Source organism: Stenotrophomonas nitritireducens, from assembly GCF_001431425.1.
Taxonomy (GTDB): domain Bacteria; phylum Pseudomonadota; class Gammaproteobacteria; order Xanthomonadales; family Xanthomonadaceae; genus Stenotrophomonas; species Stenotrophomonas nitritireducens.
The window spans coordinates 31,655-50,049 of record NZ_LDJG01000013.1; the positions used below are offsets into that span (position 1 = coordinate 31,655).

General features: G+C 69.5%; 18 protein-coding genes. 4 read left to right on the top strand and 14 right to left on the bottom strand.

Annotated features, from left to right (window positions below):
- Window position 1: 1 nt before the first annotated feature.
- The 5 genes from ABB22_RS09105 to ABB22_RS09125 form a co-directional block, all read right to left on the bottom strand.
- The gene (locus ABB22_RS09105; protein ID WP_055764588.1) at window positions 2-895 is read right to left on the bottom strand and encodes an ABC transporter ATP-binding protein; all 894 of its coding nucleotides are present in this window, start codon (window positions 893-895) and stop codon (window positions 2-4) included.
- 119 nt (window positions 896-1,014) lie between these two features.
- On the bottom strand, window positions 1,015-1,407 hold the full coding sequence (gene gloA2 / locus ABB22_RS09110; RefSeq protein WP_055764591.1) for an SMU1112c/YaeR family gloxylase I-like metalloprotein: 393 nt from the start codon (window positions 1,405-1,407) through the stop codon (window positions 1,015-1,017).
- Window positions 1,404-2,465 carry a serine hydrolase domain-containing protein gene (locus ABB22_RS09115; RefSeq protein WP_152984099.1) on the bottom strand — a complete coding sequence of 354 codons (1,062 nt, stop codon included), beginning with the start codon at window positions 2,463-2,465 and terminating at the stop codon, window positions 1,404-1,406. The genes gloA2 and ABB22_RS09115 overlap by 4 nt, the downstream gene beginning before the upstream one ends.
- A 31-nt stretch (window positions 2,466-2,496) precedes the next feature.
- A complete protein-coding gene (locus tag ABB22_RS09120) occupies window positions 2,497-4,407 on the bottom strand; it encodes a DUF885 domain-containing protein (protein ID WP_055764594.1) in 1,911 nt (636 codons plus the stop codon).
- Between the two features lie 140 nt (window positions 4,408-4,547).
- A complete protein-coding gene (locus tag ABB22_RS09125) occupies window positions 4,548-5,225 on the bottom strand; it encodes a DUF502 domain-containing protein (protein WP_055765366.1) in 678 nt (225 codons plus the stop codon).
- A gap of 128 nt (window positions 5,226-5,353) precedes the next feature.
- Between ABB22_RS09125 and ABB22_RS09130 the strand changes: the two genes are divergently transcribed.
- Window positions 5,354-6,709 carry a hypothetical protein gene (locus ABB22_RS09130; RefSeq protein ID WP_055764596.1) on the top strand — a complete coding sequence of 452 codons (1,356 nt, stop codon included), beginning with the start codon at window positions 5,354-5,356 and terminating at the stop codon, window positions 6,707-6,709.
- A 78-nt stretch (window positions 6,710-6,787) separates the two neighbouring features.
- Here the strand turns inward: ABB22_RS09130 and ABB22_RS09135 are convergent, their stop codons facing one another.
- The 4 genes from ABB22_RS09135 to trxA form a co-directional block, all read right to left on the bottom strand.
- Window positions 6,788-7,252, bottom strand: a complete 465-nt coding sequence (locus ABB22_RS09135; protein ID WP_055764598.1) for a DUF4442 domain-containing protein — start codon at window positions 7,250-7,252, stop codon at window positions 6,788-6,790.
- Window positions 7,253-7,319: 67 nt separating this feature from the next.
- Entirely contained in the window at window positions 7,320-8,951 is a 1,632-nt protein-coding gene (locus ABB22_RS09140) for a CHASE2 domain-containing protein (RefSeq protein WP_055764600.1), read from the bottom strand.
- Entirely contained in the window at window positions 8,948-10,609 is a 1,662-nt protein-coding gene (locus ABB22_RS09145; RefSeq protein WP_235504198.1) for a FecR family protein, read from the bottom strand. The genes ABB22_RS09140 and ABB22_RS09145 overlap by 4 nt, the downstream gene beginning before the upstream one ends.
- 166 nt (window positions 10,610-10,775) lie before the next feature.
- Entirely contained in the window at window positions 10,776-11,633 is an 858-nt protein-coding gene (gene trxA, locus ABB22_RS09150; RefSeq protein ID WP_055764604.1) for a thioredoxin, read from the bottom strand.
- 122 nt (window positions 11,634-11,755) lie between these two features.
- On the opposite strand from trxA, the gene ABB22_RS09155 reads away from it, so the two are divergent.
- From ABB22_RS09155 to ABB22_RS09165, 3 genes are read left to right on the top strand one after another with little or no spacing between them, the layout of a single operon-like run.
- Entirely contained in the window at window positions 11,756-12,403 is a 648-nt protein-coding gene (locus tag ABB22_RS09155; protein WP_055764606.1) for a hypothetical protein, read from the top strand.
- A complete protein-coding gene (locus tag ABB22_RS09160; protein ID WP_152984100.1) occupies window positions 12,400-12,876 on the top strand; it encodes a hypothetical protein in 477 nt (158 codons plus the stop codon). The genes ABB22_RS09155 and ABB22_RS09160 overlap by 4 nt, the downstream gene beginning before the upstream one ends.
- Window positions 12,873-13,085, top strand: a complete 213-nt coding sequence (locus ABB22_RS09165; protein ID WP_055764610.1) for a helix-turn-helix transcriptional regulator — start codon at window positions 12,873-12,875, stop codon at window positions 13,083-13,085. The genes ABB22_RS09160 and ABB22_RS09165 overlap by 4 nt, the downstream gene beginning before the upstream one ends.
- Window positions 13,086-13,175: 90 nt before the next feature.
- Here the strand turns inward: ABB22_RS09165 and ABB22_RS09170 are convergent, their stop codons facing one another.
- The 5 genes from ABB22_RS09170 to ABB22_RS09190 all read right to left on the bottom strand — a co-directional run bounded on the left by ABB22_RS09170 (window position 13,176) and on the right by ABB22_RS09190 (window position 18,350).
- A complete protein-coding gene (locus ABB22_RS09170) occupies window positions 13,176-13,898 on the bottom strand; it encodes a DUF2968 domain-containing protein (RefSeq protein ID WP_235504199.1) in 723 nt (240 codons plus the stop codon).
- 139 nt (window positions 13,899-14,037) lie between these two features.
- On the bottom strand, window positions 14,038-16,230 hold the full coding sequence (locus tag ABB22_RS09175) for a TadG family pilus assembly protein (RefSeq protein ID WP_082443482.1): 2,193 nt from the start codon (window positions 16,228-16,230) through the stop codon (window positions 14,038-14,040).
- A 7-nt stretch (window positions 16,231-16,237) separates the two neighbouring features.
- Window positions 16,238-16,615, bottom strand: coding sequence for a DUF3613 domain-containing protein (locus tag ABB22_RS09180; protein ID WP_057505185.1), 378 nt, complete (start codon window positions 16,613-16,615; stop codon window positions 16,238-16,240).
- A complete protein-coding gene (locus ABB22_RS09185) occupies window positions 16,612-17,412 on the bottom strand; it encodes a hypothetical protein (protein WP_057505186.1) in 801 nt (266 codons plus the stop codon). Before ABB22_RS09185 ends, ABB22_RS09180 begins: the two co-directional genes overlap by 4 nt.
- On the bottom strand, window positions 17,409-18,350 hold the full coding sequence (locus ABB22_RS09190; protein ID WP_057505187.1) for a type II secretion system F family protein: 942 nt from the start codon (window positions 18,348-18,350) through the stop codon (window positions 17,409-17,411). Before ABB22_RS09190 ends, ABB22_RS09185 begins: the two co-directional genes overlap by 4 nt.
- Between the last annotated feature and the right edge of the window lie 45 nt (window positions 18,351-18,395).

Consider the following 18,395-nt stretch of genomic DNA (forward strand, 5'->3'; position numbering starts at 1 on the left):
GTCAGGCGGCCTGCGCCTGCAGGCGCAGGCGCTGGAAGTAGACGTCCTCGAGCCCGGGCTCGACCGGGGCGAAGCCTTCGTCCGGCTGGCTGGCGCTGAACACATGGATCACCGGATGGCCGCCGACCAGGCGCGTGGACAGCACGGTGAAGCGCGATTCGTACTCGGCCAGCGCGGCCTTGGCGACCTGTTTGCGCCAGACCTGGGCCTGCAGCGCGCCGATCGCATCGGCCGGCCTGCCGGTCAGCAGCACCTGGCCCTTGTTCATGATGGCCATGTTCGGGCACAGGTCGGTGACGTCCTCGACGATGTGCGTGGACAGGATCACCGCCACGTTCTCGCCGATCTCGGCCAGAAGGTTGAGGAAGCGGTTGCGCTCCTCCGGATCCAGGCCGGCGGTGGGCTCGTCGACGATTACCAGCTGCGGGTTGCCGAGCAGGGCCTGGGCGATGCCGAAGCGCTGGCGCATGCCGCCCGAATAGGTGCCGAGCTTGCGCTTGCGCGCATCCCACAGGTTGACCTGCTGCAGCAGGCCCTCGACCACTTCCTTGCGCTGCCGGCGCGCGGTCAGGCCCTTGAGCACGGCGAAATGATCGAGCAGGTCCAGCGCGCTGACCTTCGGGTAGACGCCGAAATCCTGCGGCAGGTAGCCGAGCCGCCGGCGCAGCGCGTCCTTGTCGCGGAGCACGTCGATGCTGGCGCCGTCGGCGGTGGTCAGCGTGGCGCTGCCGGTGTCCGCTTCCTGCAGGGTCGCCAGGGTGCGCATCAGCGAGGACTTGCCGGCGCCGTTGGGGCCGAGCAGGCCGAACATGCCGCGCGGGATGTCCAGATCGACATTCTTCAGTGCGTGCACGCCATTGGCGTAGGTTTTGGATAGACCGCGGATCTGCAGCATGGACGGACACCTCCCTGGACGATGTGGACATCATTCCGGCGGCGGCCGTGGTCGGGCAATGCGCCGGAAGTCATTGGGACCAGGGACGTGGCGGCGACGGGAATGTGACCGGGGGAGATTCAGCCGGTTTCGTACAGTTCCAGCGGCAGGTCGTCCGGATCGGCGAAGAAGGTGAAACGGCGGCCGGTGTATTCGTCCACGCGCACCGGCTCGCAGGCCACGCCTTCGGCCTGCAGGTGGGCGACGGCCGCGTCCAGCGCGGCGACGCGGAACGCCAGATGGCGCAGGCCGCGCGCTTCCGGGCGGCTGGGCCGCGGCGGCGGCGCCGGGAAGGAGAACAGTTCCAGCTGGCCGCCGTCGGGCAGGCGCAGGTCCAGCTTCCAGGACCGGCGCCCGGCGCGGTAGTGCTCGGCGACCACCTCCAGCCCGAGGATGCGGGTGTAGAAGTCGCGCGAGCGCGCGTAGTCCGAAGCGATCAGCGCGACGTGGTGGATGCCGTGCAGCAGCTTCATCGTTTCGTTTCCTGCCAGCGCCGGGCGATCTCCAGCGCCAGCGGATAGGGCTCCGGATCGTTGCGGTTGGTCAGCACGATCACCGTCAGCTTCTGCTTCGGATAGCGCAGGATCACGTTGCGGAAGCCGATGCTCTCGCCGCTGTGCCACAGCGCGTCGCCGTTGATGCGCCAGCCGAAGCCGTAGTACGGCACGTCCGGTTCCGGCGTCTTGGTGGCCGGGCTGAAGGCCAGGCGCAGCGAGGCGCGGCGCAGCAGGCGTTCGTCGTACAGCGCCGCGTCCCACCGGGCGAGGTCATCGAGGGAGGAATAGATGCCGCCGTCGCCGAGCACGGCGCTGGTGGTGCTCTGGTCGGTGCGCTGCCAATGGCCGTCGATCCCGCTGTAGCCATAGGCGCGGGAGGCCACCTCGTCCACGCCGTCCTGGTGGGCGACGGTGGCATCCATGCCCAGCGGCAGGAAGATGCGCTGGCGCAGGAAGCTGGCGAAATCGCTGCCCGAGGCCTTGCCGACGACCAGCGCCAGCAGCGCATAGCCGCTGTTGCTGTAGCGGTAGTCGCTGCCCGGCGCGAAGTAGGTGCGGTTCTCCTTCTCCAGCAGGTGCAGCACGTCGATGTCGTGCACCTGCCGCGTGTCGGCCGGGTCCATGAGGTCTTCGTAATCGAGCAGGCCGCTGGTGTGGCTGAGCAGGTGGCGCAGGGTCATCGCGTCGGCCACCGCCGGCAGGCTGGGCAGCCATTTCTTCAGCGGGTCGTCGATGGACAGCTTGCCGTCCTCGGCCAGCAGCAGGACGGCGGCGGCGGTGAACTGCTTGCTCACCGAGGCCAGACGGAAATTGGTCGCCGGCGAGACCGGTGTGCCGTCCTCGACCACCGCCAGCCCATAGCCGCGCCGGAATACCGGCTGGCCGTCCTTGAGCACCAGCACCGCGGCGCCGGGCACGCGGCCGTCGTAGCGCTGCATCAGGCCGTCGATGCCGGCGTCGGGAAGCGGGGCGGGCGCCGCAGCGGCGGCCACCGTGGAGAACGCGGACAGGCACAGCGGGGCGAGTCGGGACATCCACGGCGACATGGCGGCTCCTTGGGCGGGGTCAGTTTTTCTTGCCGGCGATCCAGCGGTCGATCTTGGCTTCCAGAATATCCAACGGCATCGAGCCGTCCTTCAAGACTTCGTTGTGGAACTCGCGCGGGTCGAAGCCTTCGCCCAGCGCGGCCTGTGCCTTCTCGCGCAGGCGCCGGATCTTGATCTCGCCCACGCGGTAGGCCAGGGTCTGCCCGGGCAGGGCCATGAAGCGCTCTACCTCCGCGGCGGCGTCGGCGGCGCTGAGGTCGGCGTTCTTCACCATGTAGTCGATCGCCTGCTGGCGGCTCCAGCCGGCCGCATGCAGGCCGGTGTCGGCGACCAGGCGCACGGTGCGCAGCAGGGTGGTCTGCAGGTAGCCGAGGCGGTCGTAGGGATCGCGGTAGATGCCCATTTCATCGCCCAGCGATTCGGCGTACAGGCCCCAGCCCTCGACGAAGGCGACGTCGCCGCCGAGCCGGCGGAAACGCGGCAGGGTGGACAGCTCCTGCTGCAGGCCCAGCTGCAGGTGGTGGCCCGGGATGCCTTCGTGCAGGTACTGCAGCGGCACCGCCCAGCGCTTGCGCGAGGGCAGGTCGCGGGTATTGACCTGCAGCACGCCGGGCTGGCTGCCATCGGCCGGGGACGGCGGCTGGTAACTGGCGGCGCTGGCGGTCAACGCGTGTTCGGCCGGGACCGGCCGGATGTCCAGCGCCGCCTTGGGGCGGGTGTCGAACAGGGCCGGCAGCGCGGCGTCCACCTGCTGGCCGACCTCGCGGTAGCGCGCCAGCAGCGCGGCCTCGTCGCGGAAGGTGAACTGGCGGTCGTTGCGCATGGCGGCGAAGGTCTTCTGCGCCGACCCGCGGATCTTGGCCTCCTTCATCACGGTGGCGATGCGCTCCTGCAGGTCCTTGACCTCCTGCTCGCCGAGTTCGTGGATTTCCGCCGGCGTGCGCGAGGAACTGGTCAGGTTGGCGATGGTGTGCGCGTACCAGGCCTGGCCGTTGGGCAGGGCGCCGAGGCCGTCGGTGACGCGCGCGGCGGGCAGGTACTGGGTGGCGATGAAGCCGCGCAGCGCGCGGTAGGCCGGCAGCAGCCGGTACTCGATCATGCGCTTGTATTCGGCGGCCAGCCGTTCCCGGTCTTCGGCGGAGAAGTCTTCCGGCATGTTGCGGACCGGCGCCCAGAAGATGCTCTCTTCGGCGCTGGGCTTGATCACCGCATCCAGCTGCGGCAGCACCTTTTCCATCAGCGCGCGCGGCTGCACGACGCCGGCGGCCATGCCTTCGCGCATGTTGGCGATGGCCTGGTCGAACAGCGCCGGCACGGCCAGCGAGCGGCGCGACCAGTTCTCGTAGTCCTTCACCGTGCGGAACGGCTGCGCGCCGGCGCCGGAGCCGAGCACCGCGATGATGCTGGCCAGGTTGTTGTAGGGGTTGATCGGCAGCATCCACGACGGCTGCTGCTCGGCGGCCAGCGAGATGTGCGCATCGCGCACGAAGATCTCGTAACTGAGCAGGTCCTGGCCCTGCAGCCCGTCCTTGCCCACCGCCTCGGCCTTGCCGAGCCATTCGACCATGAAGTCGTGCGCCTGCTGGCGCGAGGCCGGCGACAGGAAGTTGGGCAACTGGTCGTTGAAGCGCGGGTCGCCCTGGAAGGTGGCCTGCAGCGGGTTCAGCCGCATCGAGGCGTCCCAGTATTCATCGTAGATCCGGTTCAGGCGGCTGGCGTTGTCCTGGATGATGGGCAGCGGCGCGCGGGCCGGTCTTGCCGCCGGTCGCGCCACCGCCTTGCCGCTGCGCGCCTTGGGTTTGGCGCTGCGGGACTGCGTCGCGGTCGGGCGCTGGCTCTTCTTCTTCGCTGCATCGGCGGGCGCGGCGGCGGAGAAGATCAGGAGGGAGGCTACGGCAAGCGCGAGAAAGCGAAGCGGGCTGGAGGACATCGGTGATTCCGGAAACGCACAAGCCCGGGAGCTTGCCCGATATCGCCGGATACGGCCAGACAGCGCGGCGCGGCGGAACGGCACCGTACAGCCATGGTCGATGCCACGGCCGTGGATGAAGCGCTACGCCGCCGCCGGTTTCAGCGTTCCCCGGCGCGGGTGAACGGAACGCTCTCGGGGGCGACCGCGCCGCCGGAGATGATGAAGCTCATGGCCTGGTCCACCGTCCAGTCGGTGGGCGTGAGCAGTTCCACCGGGACGATTTCCAGATAGCCCGACGTCGGGTTGGGCGTGGTCGGCACATACACCGCTGCCAGCTCGCGGTTGGTGCCGTGTTCGCGGATGACCCGCGTCACCAGGCCTACCGACTTCATGTCGCGGTGCGGGAAGTCGATCAGCACCACGCGCTGGGTGCTGCCCGGCTGGGTCTGCAGGATATCCAGCAGCTTCTTGGCGCTGTCGTAGATGACGCTGGCCAGCGGGATGCGGCGGATCACCGCGCCGAACCAGCGCAGCAGGCGCTGGCCGATCACGCGGCGGCTGAGCGCGCCGACCAGCAGGATCACCAGCAGCGTGGCGAGCAGGGCGAACACGTCCTGCATCCATTCCACCCGCACCCAGCCCAGGTAATGGGGGAAGGAGGCGGCGATGCGCTCGGACAGCGGCACCACCAGCGGACTGCTGATGCCGGACAGGAGCACGAACACGAACTTGATCACCACCCAGGTCAGCCAGATCGGCAACAGGGTCAGCAATCCGGTCAGGAACAGGCGCTGCAGGGAGGGACGGTGGGGCGTGGGGGAAGCTTCGGGCGACATGTGCGGATTGTAGCGTCGCCGGCTGTTGCGGAGCATGGCGATTGCGTGCCGCTGTGTTGCCGTATATGTAACAGTTCCGGTCCGCGCGCCCGTTGGCGGATGGCGGCGCGATTCCAAGGGAGAGGACGATGGGCAAGGCATTGCAGCGGGCGCTTGGTGGACTGGCCGGAGGGGGGCTGCTGGTCGCGGTGGTTCTGCTGGCCTCCTGGCTGTGGCCATTGTCGGCGGCGCAGGAACGCAGGTTGGCTGCGCTGGAAGCGCCGCGTGCCCTGCCGGGCAGCAACGCCTACGTCACCCTGGCCTCGCTGGGGGTGGAAGGCCCGCTGGCGCAGCGGCAGGCGCGGGTGGACGAACACACCCGCCAGTTCGAGACGTGGTACGCCGACCGATACGTCCCCGGCTTCATCCGCGGCGACGCCGAAGACAAGGCGGGCACGCCGCCGCGGTTGCCGGGCGAAGATACGCCATCGCCTGCCGTGGATACGGTGCTGTGCGGCTTCGGGGGGGCGGCCGGCTGCCTGGACGCGGTGCGGAGTCAGCCACAGGCCGTCGCCGCCGCACTGGCGCCGCATGCCACGTTGCTGGCGCACATGGACGAGCTGGCGCTCCATGGGCATTACCACTCGCCATTGACGCAGGCGGCGGCGACGCCGTGGCCGGATATGCGCCAACTGACGGTGCCGTTGAGCGCGCACGCGCTGGCCCACGTGCAGGGTGACAGCGCGCGTGCCCTGGCCGGCCTGTGCCGCGATGCCGGGAGCGGGCGCATGCTGATGGCGCAGGGCGACAACCTGCTCACGACGATGACGGGAAGCGCGATGCTGGCGGCCAACGCGAAGATGTTCGCCGCGGTGCTGGCCGAACTGCCGCTGGACGCACCGTTGCCCGCAAGCTGCGGCAAGGCTTTCCTGCCGTTGTCTGCGGACGAGGCCAGCGTGTGCAACGGCATGCGCGGCGAGTTCGCCATGCAGCGCGGGCTTGCGGCGCTGATGGACCAGAAGATCGAGCACGGCCAGCGCTACACCCGGCTGTTCTACAGCAGCGGGAAGACCCTCGCCCGGCAGGCCGAGACACTGGGGCAGTCCTGTCTTCCGGAAACCCGGCAGGCCATCGCCGAGGATCGCAAGCTGCCGGTTCCGTCCGTGGCGGCATCGGCGTGGTGGCAGCCGCAATGCCTGACCAATGCCATCGGCTGCATCGTCGGCGACATCGCCAGACCCGCCTACCAGGGATACGCGCATCGTCAGCAGGACATGGCCGCGCAGCTGCGATTGCTGCAGGCCGCGTTGTGGCTGCGCGGACAGGCGGTGCAGGGGACGGCTGCGCCCCTGGCGGAGCGCCTGGGCAACCTGCCTGCCGGACTGCGCAGCGCGCACCGCCCCATTACCCTCTCCGCCGACGGCATGGCGTTGGAGACGCCGGCCTATGGCAAGGATAGGCAGATGCTGCGGATACCGTTGCCGCAGGCCGTATCCGGCCAATGACACCCGACCGCCGCAGGAGCGGCTTCGGTCGCGATCGAGCGGTATCGGTAAATTCCCCGGTCGCGACTGGAGTCGTTTCTATGCGGCAGGCTGGCGCGCTTCCGGCTTGAGCCGCACGTAGACCTGCTTGCGCACGCGCGCGACCACCTCGCCCTGCGCGTCGAGGATGTCGTTGGCGAACCAGCGCAGGTATTTGCCGCCATCGGCGGTGGCCGCGCGTACCTCGTCGAGCGTGGCCTCCTCGAGCCGGAACTCGGTGGCGACCGTGCCCTTGCCGGGTTTGACGAACTCGATTTCGCCGGCCTTGTCCCATACGTAGTAATCGCGGCCGAGGTTCTGCAGCAGGCACAGCATCCAGAACGGATCGGTCATCGCGAACAGGCTGCCGCCGAAATGGGTGCCCACGTAGTTGACGTTCCACGGGCGCTGGCGCAGTTCGACGCGCACGTGGCGGTAGTCGGCGCGGATGTCGGTGACATGGATGCCGGTGAACAGGAACGGCGGCCAGAGGTTGATGCCCAGGCGGAACGTGCTGGCTTTCATGGCGTGGCGGTGTGCAAGGGGGAGTCGAGTCTAGCATTCGCCCCCGTATGGAATGGCGCGCAGCGCCTCAGCCGGCCGGCGCCACCTGGTAGCCGTCCCGGCCGGCGGCCTTGGCCTGGTAGAGCGCGGCGTCGGTGGCACGGAACAACTGCGACGGCAGGCTGTCGGCGTCGGGCACCACGGTCCCCAGGCCGGCGGTGACGCTGATCCTGGCCTGGCGTCCCTTGCCCACGGCGATGCCGGCCTGGCGGACGCGGACCAGGAGGGCTTCGATCAGCTGGATCGCGCCTTCGCTGCTGGTATCGGGCAGCACCAGCGCGAACTCGTCGCCGCCGAAGCGCGCGGCCAGGTCGCGTGGCCGCCGCGCCAGTTCGCCGATCATGCGCGCGGTCTGCTGCAGCACGAGGTCGCCGACATGGTGGCCGAAGGTGTCGTTGTAGTGCTTGAAGTTGTCCAGATCGATCAGGACCAGGCTCAACGGCCGCCCGCTGCGCCGTGCCGCTTCGTATTCCAGGCGCAGCGCTTCCTCGAAGCGCATGCGGTTGGCCAGGCCGGTCAGCGGATCGCGGTTGGCCTGGCGACGCCAGTAGCGCATCTGCCACAGCCCCCATGCCAGCAGCATCAGCATGACGCCGGCGACGGCCGCCACCGGCGCGAACCACAGGTCGAATCCGCGCAGCAGGACCAGGCTGAGCAGCAGGGGGAGCGCCAGCGCCGCCGCCGTGACCCGCAATGGCGACAGCCGTCGCTGGGTCATGCCCAGCGGGCACAACGCCACCAGCGCGATGACCATTCCCGATTGGACGCGCGGAGGCAAGGGCAGGATCACGCGTCCGCCCAGCAGCATGGAGGCGACGTTGGCCTGGTACTCGGTGCCGCTCATCCAGCTCTCGCGCGAGGTCGGCGTGAGCAGGCGCGGGGCGATGCCGCTGGCGGTCATGCCGACGATCACCCGCCGGTCGCGCAGCAGTCCCGGTGGCAGGCGGCCCTCAAGCACGTCGATGTAGGACACCTGCGGGAAAGTGCCCGGCCGCCCGGCATAGCGCAGCCGCACGTAGTTGTCGCGCCGCCACTGGTAGGGCGAGGCGGTTTCCGGGGCCGGATCGCCGAGTCCCGGGACCGGGCCGTCCTTGCCGCTCAGCGCCAGGCCCAGCGCCGGCCAGTAGGCCGAGCCCACGCCCGCCTTCAGGTACAGGCCGCGGGCCACGCCGTCGCCATCGACTTCGATGTCGGTGTGGGCCAGCGTCCTGGCCGCCGAGGCCAGGACCGGCACCGGCAGCAGTTCCTCGGGCACCGCCGCGTCGCTGGCCGATGCCGCCAGCACCGGCAGCACCACATTGCCGCTGCGTTTGATCGCGGCGGCCAGCTCCTCGTCCTGGGTGGCGTCCTTGCGGTCGGGCTCGGGAAACATCAGGTCCAGCGCGACGCGGCGGGCGCCGGCCTCGTGCAGGCGGTCCAGCAGGCGCGCATGCGTGCCGCGCGGCCATGGCCACTGCCCGAGCTGCTGCAGGCTGCGCTCGTCGATGGCGACGATGGCCAGGCTGTCATCCGGGGTGTAGTCCCAGCCACCCACCAGCTGGTCGTAGACATGTTCGTCCTGCTGCCAGAACAGGTGCGCCTGGCTGGCCCATCCGGCCAGGCCCCCGAGCACGCCGGCCAGCAGCAGCCGCTGGGGCCAGGGCAGCAGGATTGCCCTCATAGCGCCAACAGCAGCAGCGCGCCGGCCCCGGCGCCATAGCAGAGCTTGCAGGGCAGCCGGATCTGCTGGGCGGTGGAGAACGGCCCCGCATAGCCGTCGTCGTCGATGTACTGCACGCGCACATGCAGGGTGCCGCCGCGCCAGGGCTGCTTCATCGTGATCTCGGGCGCTGCGGTTTCGCGGTCGAGCAGCGGCATGCTGAAATCGCCGCGGCGGTCCATCTGCACGCGATAGCGCTGGCCTTCGGCGCCGGCCTGCCAGCGCAGCGTCAGCTGGCCTTTGCCCGCCTGCGCCGGCTGCAGGCCGGGATCGGACGGGGCGTCGCTGATCCGCAGCGGCAGGGCCTGCCCATAACGACCGCCCTGGCCCAGCGCGTCAACCGACGCGACCCGCCAGTAATAGTCGCCGGGCGCGAGCGCGACGGGCGAGCGCAGGCGCGTGGCATCGGTCCGGCTTTCGGCCAGCGGTTGCCGGAAGTCGGGCTCGCGCGCGATCTGCAGCAGGCTGCCGGCGGCGCCGGCCACCTGCGCCCACGCGAACCGCGGATGCGCCTGGTTGAGGGTCTGGGCGTGCAGCGGGGCGGTGGTCAGCGGCGGCGGCAGGCCGTCGGGAACCCGGAAGTCGCGGGCGCTGTCATGGCCCTCGACACCGTCGGCATCGACCGCGCGCACCAGCAGGCGCAGTTGCCCGGGCGGCAGGTCGTCGATGCGGATGCTGGAATCGGGCGTGTCGCGCGCGAACAGCAGGACGTCGGGCGCATCGGCGCGTACCACCTCGATGCGGTAGCCACGCGCCTGCGGCAGGGCCTGCCAGGCGGCCAGCAGCGGCAGCGGCTCGAGCCGCAGGCGCGCCGTGTCGATCTCCGGCGCGGCGAGCAGCGGCTGGGCCGGTGCGGGCGCCCGTGCGGCGGACGCGCTCAGGCTGGCCTGGCCGGGATCGACCATCTGCCGGCCATGGCGGTTGCCCACCTGCACCCGGCCTTCGACCACCTCGGTGGCGCCCGGGTCGCCGCCATCCTGCGCCGCGCTGACGCGGAACACGGTACCGCGCACGCTGCTGGTGGCGGTGGGCGCGGTGATCATGTAGCGCGACGCCGGACCCTGCGCCGGGGTCACCCGGTTGCTGCTGCGGCCGCGCTGCAGGCGCAGGCGGGTATCCACCATGCCAGTGGCGCCATAGCTGCTGAGCTGGTCCAGGCGCAGTTCCGAGTTCTCGCGCAGCAGCAGGCGCGAGTCGTCGGCGAAGGCCAGGGTGATGCTGGCATCGGCGCTGGTGCGGATATGGCTGCCGATGGGCAACTGCATGCCTTCGCGGGCGGCGGTGGCGGCACGGTCGCCGCCGCCGATCTCGACCTCGCCGCGCACGGCCACGACGCGCGCTGGGGCCGGTTCCACCCTCAGCCAGGCGATGGGGAAACGCAGCACCTGGCCCGGCGGCAGGCGGTAGGGATTGGAAACCGCGTTGTGGCCCTGGAGTTCTTCCCAGGACACGGTCGGCTTCAGATAGCGTGTCCCCAGGTCCCACAGGGTGTCACCCGGGCGCACGCGATAGGTCCAGTCCTGTGCGCTGGCCGCCGCCGAGCACGACAACGGCAGTGTCGCCAGTGCGATCTGCAGCAGAAGGGTCAGGCGCAGCGCACGCGGGTTGGACAGCATCATGGGCATCTCGGTCCTTGCAGGCGCGGGAGCCGGATGCCCGGATACTGTGCGCCCGGCACCCTCCATCCCCAGATGGCGCGGCGGAAACCGCCACGCGGTCATCACTATGATGAACGGTGCATTATCGGGCAGGCAGTGTTTCGCCTGCCTGAACGCGCAACGACACTCAGAACAGCAGCGACGACATGCGGCGGCGGTAACGGCCGACGAGGTCTTCGTCCTCGACGACCCGGAACGCGTCGATCAGCGCCTTGCGCGGCAGCCCTTCGCTGTAGTTGCGGTCGATCCGGAGCATTTCCAGGAACTGCTCCAGCGCCGCCTCGTCCTGGCCGCCCAGCAGGCTGTGGATGCCGAGCAGGTGGCGGGCCTGCAGGTCGTTGCCATCGGCCTGCACGCGCGCGGCCAGCGCATCGGCCGACGGCGCTCCGGCCAGCGCGGCGTGGAAGTCCAGCCTCGCGCGGGCGCGGATGGCGCGGTCGTCGGTGGCGAGGTTGGCGGGCAGGGCGTCGAGCAGCTGGCTGGCCTCTTGTACGTCGCCGGTCTTGATCAGGGCCAGCGCCAGGTCCAGCTTCAGCTCGGCCTTGTCCGGCTCGGTGGCGATGGCTTCGCGCAACGCGGCGACCTGCGACAGCGGATCCAGCGGCGCGGCCTCGGTTTCGATCTCGACGGGCGCTTCGGCCGGGGTGACGCCGTGCTGGGCCAGGAATTCGCGCAGCTGTCCTTCCGGCAGCGCGCCGGGGAAGCCGTCGACGATCTGCCCGCCCTTGACCAGGAATACCGTGGGCACCGAGCGGATCTGGAACGCCGCGGCGATCTGCTGTTCCTTGTCCACGTCGACCTTGGCCAGTTCGAAGGCGCCGTGGTATTCGCCGGCCAGCTTCTCCAGGATCGGCCCCAGCGTCTTGCACGGCCCGCACCAGGTCGCCCAGAAGTCCACCAGCACCGGCGTCTGCAGCGATTTCTGCAGGACTTCGGTCTCGAAGGTTTCGGTCGTGGCGTCGAAAACGTGGGGCAGGTCGGACATCGCGGTGCTCGCAGGAAAGTTCACGCCCGAGATGGTGGCAGAGCGCGCGGATGCAAGTCGATGTAAAGAATGTTTGACATCGCCCGAAGTGGATGTAATGTCCACTTTACATTTCGTACGCCATGGGTGACATCGTGGGCAAGGGGAAGATCGCGGGGGTGATGGTCGTCGCGGCGCTGGCGATGTGGTTGCTGCTGGCCGGGCCGGAGCGGGTGCTTGGCCTTGACGGCGGCAACGTCGGCATCCTGCTGCTGATGGGCGCGATGTGGGCGGGCGTGCACGGCGTAGGCCGGGCCACGCGTGAGGAACTGGAAGGCGCGGGTTCGCCGGGCGAGTGGAAGGCGTGGCTGGGCCTGGGCTTCATGTCGCTGGCCGTCGTCTATGGCCTGGCCAAGGCGCCGCTGTTCCTGCACATGGCGCGCTGGAACGATCCCGATGCCGGCGCGGTCGCGCGCAACCTGGTGATGCTGCTGGTCGCGTGGACCGTGTTGTCGCGGTTGCTGGATTCGCGCTGGAAGGGCGCCGTGCGCGGCGACGAACGCGATCGGGGCATCGAACAGGCTGCGGCGGCGTGGGGGCGTGGCGCGCTGGTCGCCGGCGTAGTCGGCATCGCCCTGATGCTGGGGCTGTCGCCGGCGGAAAAACTGCATTGGGCCAGGCCTTTCGTCGTCGCCAACCTGCTGGTGGGCACGCTGATGGGGAGCTGCCTGGTCGAGTATGCGGCGACGGCGCTCCAGTACTGGCGCGACCGGCGCGGGGTCGGGGCATGAAGCGAGCGCAGGACACCGGACAGGTCATGGAGGAAGAACGGGTGAACGGCAGGGAGATGTTCGCGGCGATGAGCCGGCAGGAGAAGACGGCATGGCTGCTGCTGGCCGCCTTCGGCCTGTCGGCGGGCCTGGTGGGGTGGCGGCTGTTCTTTTCCGACGCCGCACTGGGAAAGAATGTCGTCTATCCGGCCTGGTACCTGTTCTGGGTCGGATACTTCTTCTTCATCCGCAAGGACCGGACGGTGGCGGCGGACGAGCGCGACAGGATCATCCAGGCGCATGGCGTGCGGGCCGGCTATGCCGCGTTGGCGTTGATGCTGGTGGTCGTTTCGGTGCTGGCCGAAGGCTACGGGGAGTTCGTCGCTTCGCGCACCGGCTATTGGCTGGCGAACTTCCTGGTCTGGCTGGTCTGCCTCTCCGTGAGCCTGCATGCGGCGGTCATGGTCTGGCATTACTGGCGCGACCGCCGATGAGCGGCACGCCGATCGGCAACGACATCCGCCGGCTGCGCTTCGAGCGCGGCGAAATGACCCAGCAGGCGCTGGCCGACGCCTGCGGCGTGACCCGGCAGACCATCATCGCGCTGGAAGCGGGGCGGTACGCGCCGTCGCTGGAACTGGCGTTCCGCATCGCGCGCGCGTTCGGCGTCGGCGTGGAGGAGGTGTTCCGCTGGCAGCACTGACCTGCGCGGATGCGCCGCGCCGGCTTTCCGGACGGCGCACAGGGAAAGGCCCGCCGTGTGGCGGGCCGTTCTTATGCGCGATGCAGCCGATCAATGATGCGCGGGCTGTTCCTGCACCACGGTGGCGGGCGCGGTGACCGCCGGGGGCGCCGCCGCGGCGCTGGCAGGCAGCGACAGTTCCGGGTTGACCTGCTGTGCCTGCAGCGCCTTGATCTGCTGGTTCAGCGCTTCCAGCTGGGTGTTGGTGGCGCGCAGGTCCGAGCTGAGCGCCACCGCCTGCTGCTTGCGTTCCTGGATGGCGTTGCTGACCTGCAGCGATTGCTGGCGCTGCTGCTCGACTTCCTGCTGCAGGCCGCGCAGGCGCCGCTCGTTGAGCGCGACAAGTTTCTCGCTGTAGGCCTTGCCGGCCTGCAGGCGGACGGTGTCCAGGTAGACCTGGGCCAGTTCCTTGGTCTGTTCGGCGAAGGTCTGGTACAGCGTCTCGGCGCTCTCGGCCGATTCGGTGCGGATCACGCGCCAGAATTCCTTTTCATGGAACAGGGCGACGTAGTAGTTCAGCGACTCGGCATGGAACAGCAGGCTGGCGCCGTAGTTGCCGTTGTAGGTGGTGCGCATCTCGGTGAGTTCGCGGTTGCCCATCAGCCGCTGCAGGTCGCTCACCGTATTGCCGATGGCGCTGTCTTCGCTGCGGGCGGGCGCCGCGGGAACTTCGGCCTCGCCGCGCTGCCAGCGCCCGGCATGCGCATCGGGTGTGGCGGCCAGGCCGGCCAGTGCGAGCAGCGCGCAGCACAGCCACGCGGACAACGTATCCATCGTTCTCATAGTCCTCGAATCCCCCGGATCGCGACAACCACCGGACTGTCCATGCCGGCGGTGATTGGCGCCGAGTCTAGCATGTGGAAAACGGCCGGAAATCCATCGCCGGTCGCTGTCTTTCGTACGCCTGCCGCCATCAGTAGACCAGCTGCGCCGGGGCGCACTGGATCGACTGCACGTGTACGTCGGTGCGCCCCAGTTCCAGCCCGAGCACTTCGGTCAAGGTGCGGGAGAGTAGGGTGCCGACGCTGTTGAGGATGGGTTTGAGAGCGGCCAGGGCCGGCTTGAGAAGCAGGCACAGCATGCCGCTGCAGTTCACCGTGTCCCCCGGAGCCGTTATCCCGCTGCCGCCATATTGGTCCAGCAGGCCGGCGGGTGCGGTCTGGATGTAGGAGGTGAGGTTGCCTTTCACGCAGGTGTTGTAGCTCAGCAGCTCGCTGATCAGACTGCTGCAGCGGTTGACGACCAGACCACCGAGCAGGGTGCCGAGCAGACCATCGAGGGCACCCAGACCCTGCCCCGTGACCGTGGCGCGGAACCCATCCCAGACCGATCCATCATTGAAGCAGGTCAGCAATCCCAGACCACAGGCCGAGGGCACACCCTTGGGGACGTTCCAATCGCCTAGTGGTTCGATTCCCAACTGCTTATTGCCATCGCGTATCAGCTTGATGGTGCGGTCCACATCGTAGCGGCCGCCGCCGGGGTTGGCGGCTTTCAGGAATTGATCGGCAAGATGGCCGGCGGTGGAGGCTTGGTTCATTCCCTGATTGCCCGGGGTGAGCGTCCCCGCCAAGACGCGGAGCAGTTCGTCCACCACGTGCTCGATGGCATTGCCTACCGCCAAGGGATTGACCTGCGTCGAACCGGTCTGCCCGGCGGCCAGCGTCAGCGACTGGCGGTCGGTCAGGGCATCGATGCTGATTCTGTTGGTGATCAAGGGGGCGCCGAGCAGGGTCAACAACTGCTCGTCCTGCAGATGGGTGTCGCAGACATCGCGCCTGGAGAACACATCGGCCGCCGCTACCTTGCCCACACAGGTGCGCAGTACCGAGGCGTCGACGCGGATGGTCGCCGTTGGCGGCGTCTGGTCGCATTGCAGCGAGGTCAGCGTTCCCATCGCGTTGGTGACATCGGCATAGATGGGCAGTTTCAAGCGTGTTCCGAGCGTGGAGAGGAGGGGGCCGGCAATCGGCACCTTGTCGCTGTCGATGTTGATCGCCAGGCGCACTTGGGCGTTGTAGGCGCTTGGGCCGACACCATTAACGATGCCGCCGATGGCGATCGACGGCGGCTCGATGATGCCGGCGCGCACCTCGACCCCGCCGGCGATGACGAGATTGTCCACGGCCACGCCGCGGCCGCGGGAGGCGATGGCGATGGCCGTGGTCACCAGGTCCATCGCGTTGATGTCGGCCTGCAGCGCGCTGCCGATGGTGCCGTCGGGCGCGACCACCGCGGCGAACAGGCCGCCTGCCTGGCCTGCGCTCCCGAGCTGGATGTCGAGTCTGTCCAGGTCCAGCTGCGTGCCGATCCGGCTGGCCAGAGCATCCAGGCGCAGCCCGGCCATGCCGTTGCGGTCCAGCACGGTCGTGGTGGCGCTCAGCAGCCGGCCCAGCGAGACCTTGTTCGCCGCCAGGAACCGGTTGAAATCGGCCACACTCATGTCGACGTCGACCGGAAGGCCCAGGGCTTCCAGCAGGCCGGCCGGCGTGACCTTGGCCTGGGCCAGTCCGTCGTAGGCGAGCACGGTGGCGGTATCGACGTTGACCCCGGCCAGGCGCAGGACATTGCCCAGCGGCGAGTTGCCGTTGACCCGAAGCAGCTGCGAGCCGACGCTGAACACCGCGCTGGGCGGCGTGAGCTTGGCCACGGCCTCGGCCTGGACGGTCGGAAGGCCGGCGTTCTGGCCGAAGAACGGCAAGGCGGCACGGCGCGTGATGACCTTGACCGCGTTGAGCGGATGGTCGCTGTCGACGGCTTCGCGGAAATGGTCCGCCGCCGGATTGGCGATACCCCAGTTGCCGCAGCGGATCGTGATGCTGCCCGCGAACCGGTTCTGTTCCATCGCGTTCTGGCGTGCGGCGCGGTTGTCCTGGTTGTCGGCGCTGCACAAGCCCAGCCGCTGCGCGCCGGCGAGCGCGGCCAGATCGGCGACCTTCTGCGCCTCGCGCTTGGCCCAATAGAGATGGCCGATCTCCACCAGGCCGAGGATCGCCACCAGGCCCAGCAGCAGCAACATCATCATCACCGAGCCGCCGCCGCGCTGGACCTGGGAGGAACGCGCACCGCCCGCGTGGGCCGGTGGTCGGGGACGTGGCGTGGTCATGGCGGCCTCAGCGGCTGGACCGGCCACTTCCCGACGTGGGCAGCGCGGCGTCGAAGTATTCGGGAACCGGATGCTTGAAGCTGTCGAGATAGCGCTGGTAGCTGCGGCTCGCCGCTTCGCCCAGCATCGGCAGCGCGTTGCCGGCCTGCGTGCCTTCGGCCTGCAACCGGAGCAGGCTGCGGGTGGTCTCGCCGATCCCCGCGGGCGCAAACCCGGGTGCTTCCGCGGCCGGCAAGGGCGCAGTGTCCCGCCGCATCGCCGGTTCCGTCGCGGCGACCGGCGTGGCCGGCATGTCGGTACGCGCGGTGAGTGGAAGGTGCTGGGCACGCGCGGGCGACCACGGCATCGCCAGCAGCAGGCACAGCGTGAAGAGGGAACGTGTCATGGCATCACCTCATCGGAGCGGTCGGACGACGGAGCGAAGCGTTCGAGCATGGAGCCGGGCGGGCGCTGGACGGTATCGCCTGCGGCTACCGGCGGTGCCGGGGATGCCTGCGCCCGCACCGGGGCGGCCGGCGGCGAACGCAGCGTGGCGTACAGGCGGGCGACCTCATCGCGCACCGGCCCGGAAAGGCGGGCGCCGCGCATGATCGTCTCGGCCAGGCTGGATTGGCCTGACAGCAGCGCCCAGAGCGCCAGGTTGGCGGCCGCACGCGAACTGTCGGGGGCCAGCTCGGCGGCCTTGGCCAAGGGCGCGCGCGCGTCGGCGATGCGCCCGGACTGCAGCAGGGCGAAGCCGAGATCGCCGAGGTAGCGCGGCTCCAGCGGCTCCAGGCGCACGGCATTGGCAAGCGCCAGCTGCGCATTGTCGCGGTCGCCGGCGGCGGCGGCGACCAGGCCGAGTCCATGCCAGGCCGGGGCGGCCTGCGGGCTGCGCACCAGGCCGCGATAGAGCGCGGCGGCGGCATCGCCATTGCCGGTCTCGCGCTGGGCATCGGCTTCCAGGATGCGCAGGTCGGGAGTGTCGCCGAAGCGTTTTTTGAAGGCGTCCACATGCGCCAGCGATGCGTAATAGGCGCCCTGGTCCTGCATCTGCCGGATCAGCGCCAGATACATGCCGCGATCGTCCTGCGGCGCCGGCTCCAGCGTCGGTTCAAGTGGCGGTTGGCGGTAGGCCACTCCGCCGTGCGCGCAGGCCGCCAGCAGCAGGACGAGCAGCGGGGGCAGCGCCGCGCGGTTCACGACTTGCCCATCCCGGCGAGCGCGCTCGCCAGGGCAAGAATGGCCGGGCCGGACAGCACCAGCATCAGTGCCGGCAGCAGGGTCAGCATCATCACCACGGTCATTTTCACGGACAGTTTCCCCACCTTTTCCTTCATCTTCATCCGCCGCTGCTCGCGCAGCCGCATGCCGAACTGCTTGAGCGGCTCCTGTACCGCGCCGCCGTGCTGGTGCACCTGCAGCACCATCTGCATCAGGCTGCGCAGGTCGTCGTTGCCGAAATCCTCGGAAAGGCGGCGCAGCGACTGCGCGCGGCTGCGGCCACGGGTGTAGGCGGCGTTGGCCTTGCGGATCTCGCCTCCCAGCGTCGGGATCGCCATGCGCAGCTTGTCGCCGATCATCTGCAGGCTCTGGTCGATGCTGAAGCCCACGCCCTGCAGCAGGCGCAGCAGGTCGATCAGCAACGGCAGTTCCTCGTCGACCCTGCGCCGCAGGCGGCCGGCCCAACTGCGCAACGCCAGCTTCGGCAGCAGGATGCCGAGCGCGAAACCGCTGACCACCAGGGCCGCGGCGCGGAGGCCATGCGGCTGCATCAGCAGCAGGCCGAGCACCGGCAGCAGCACGGCCAGCAGCACGCGCAGCGCCAGGAAGGCGGTAGCGCCGGCGCGGTGGTTCCAGCCGACCTGTTCGAGCAGCAGCCGGTCTTCGGGCGCCAGCAGCATCTTCTGCAGCTGACTGCCCTCGAAGTGTTCGCCGATGGCGCTGAGTTCGGCCAGCAGCGCCTGCCAGCGGCCACGCGGCGGTGATGCCTGCTCGGGCGCCTTCTGCGCATTATCCAGCGCATGCTGCAGCGTCGCCTTGACCTGCTGCGCACGCCGGTCCTGGAACAGCAGGCCGGCGGCGGCCAGCAGCAGGGCCAGCGCCACGCAGGCAACGGCGAGGGCGAAGAGCAGGTTCATGCGCCGGTCTCGCGGCTGGGGGGCGGCGCCGGCGGGGACGGATAT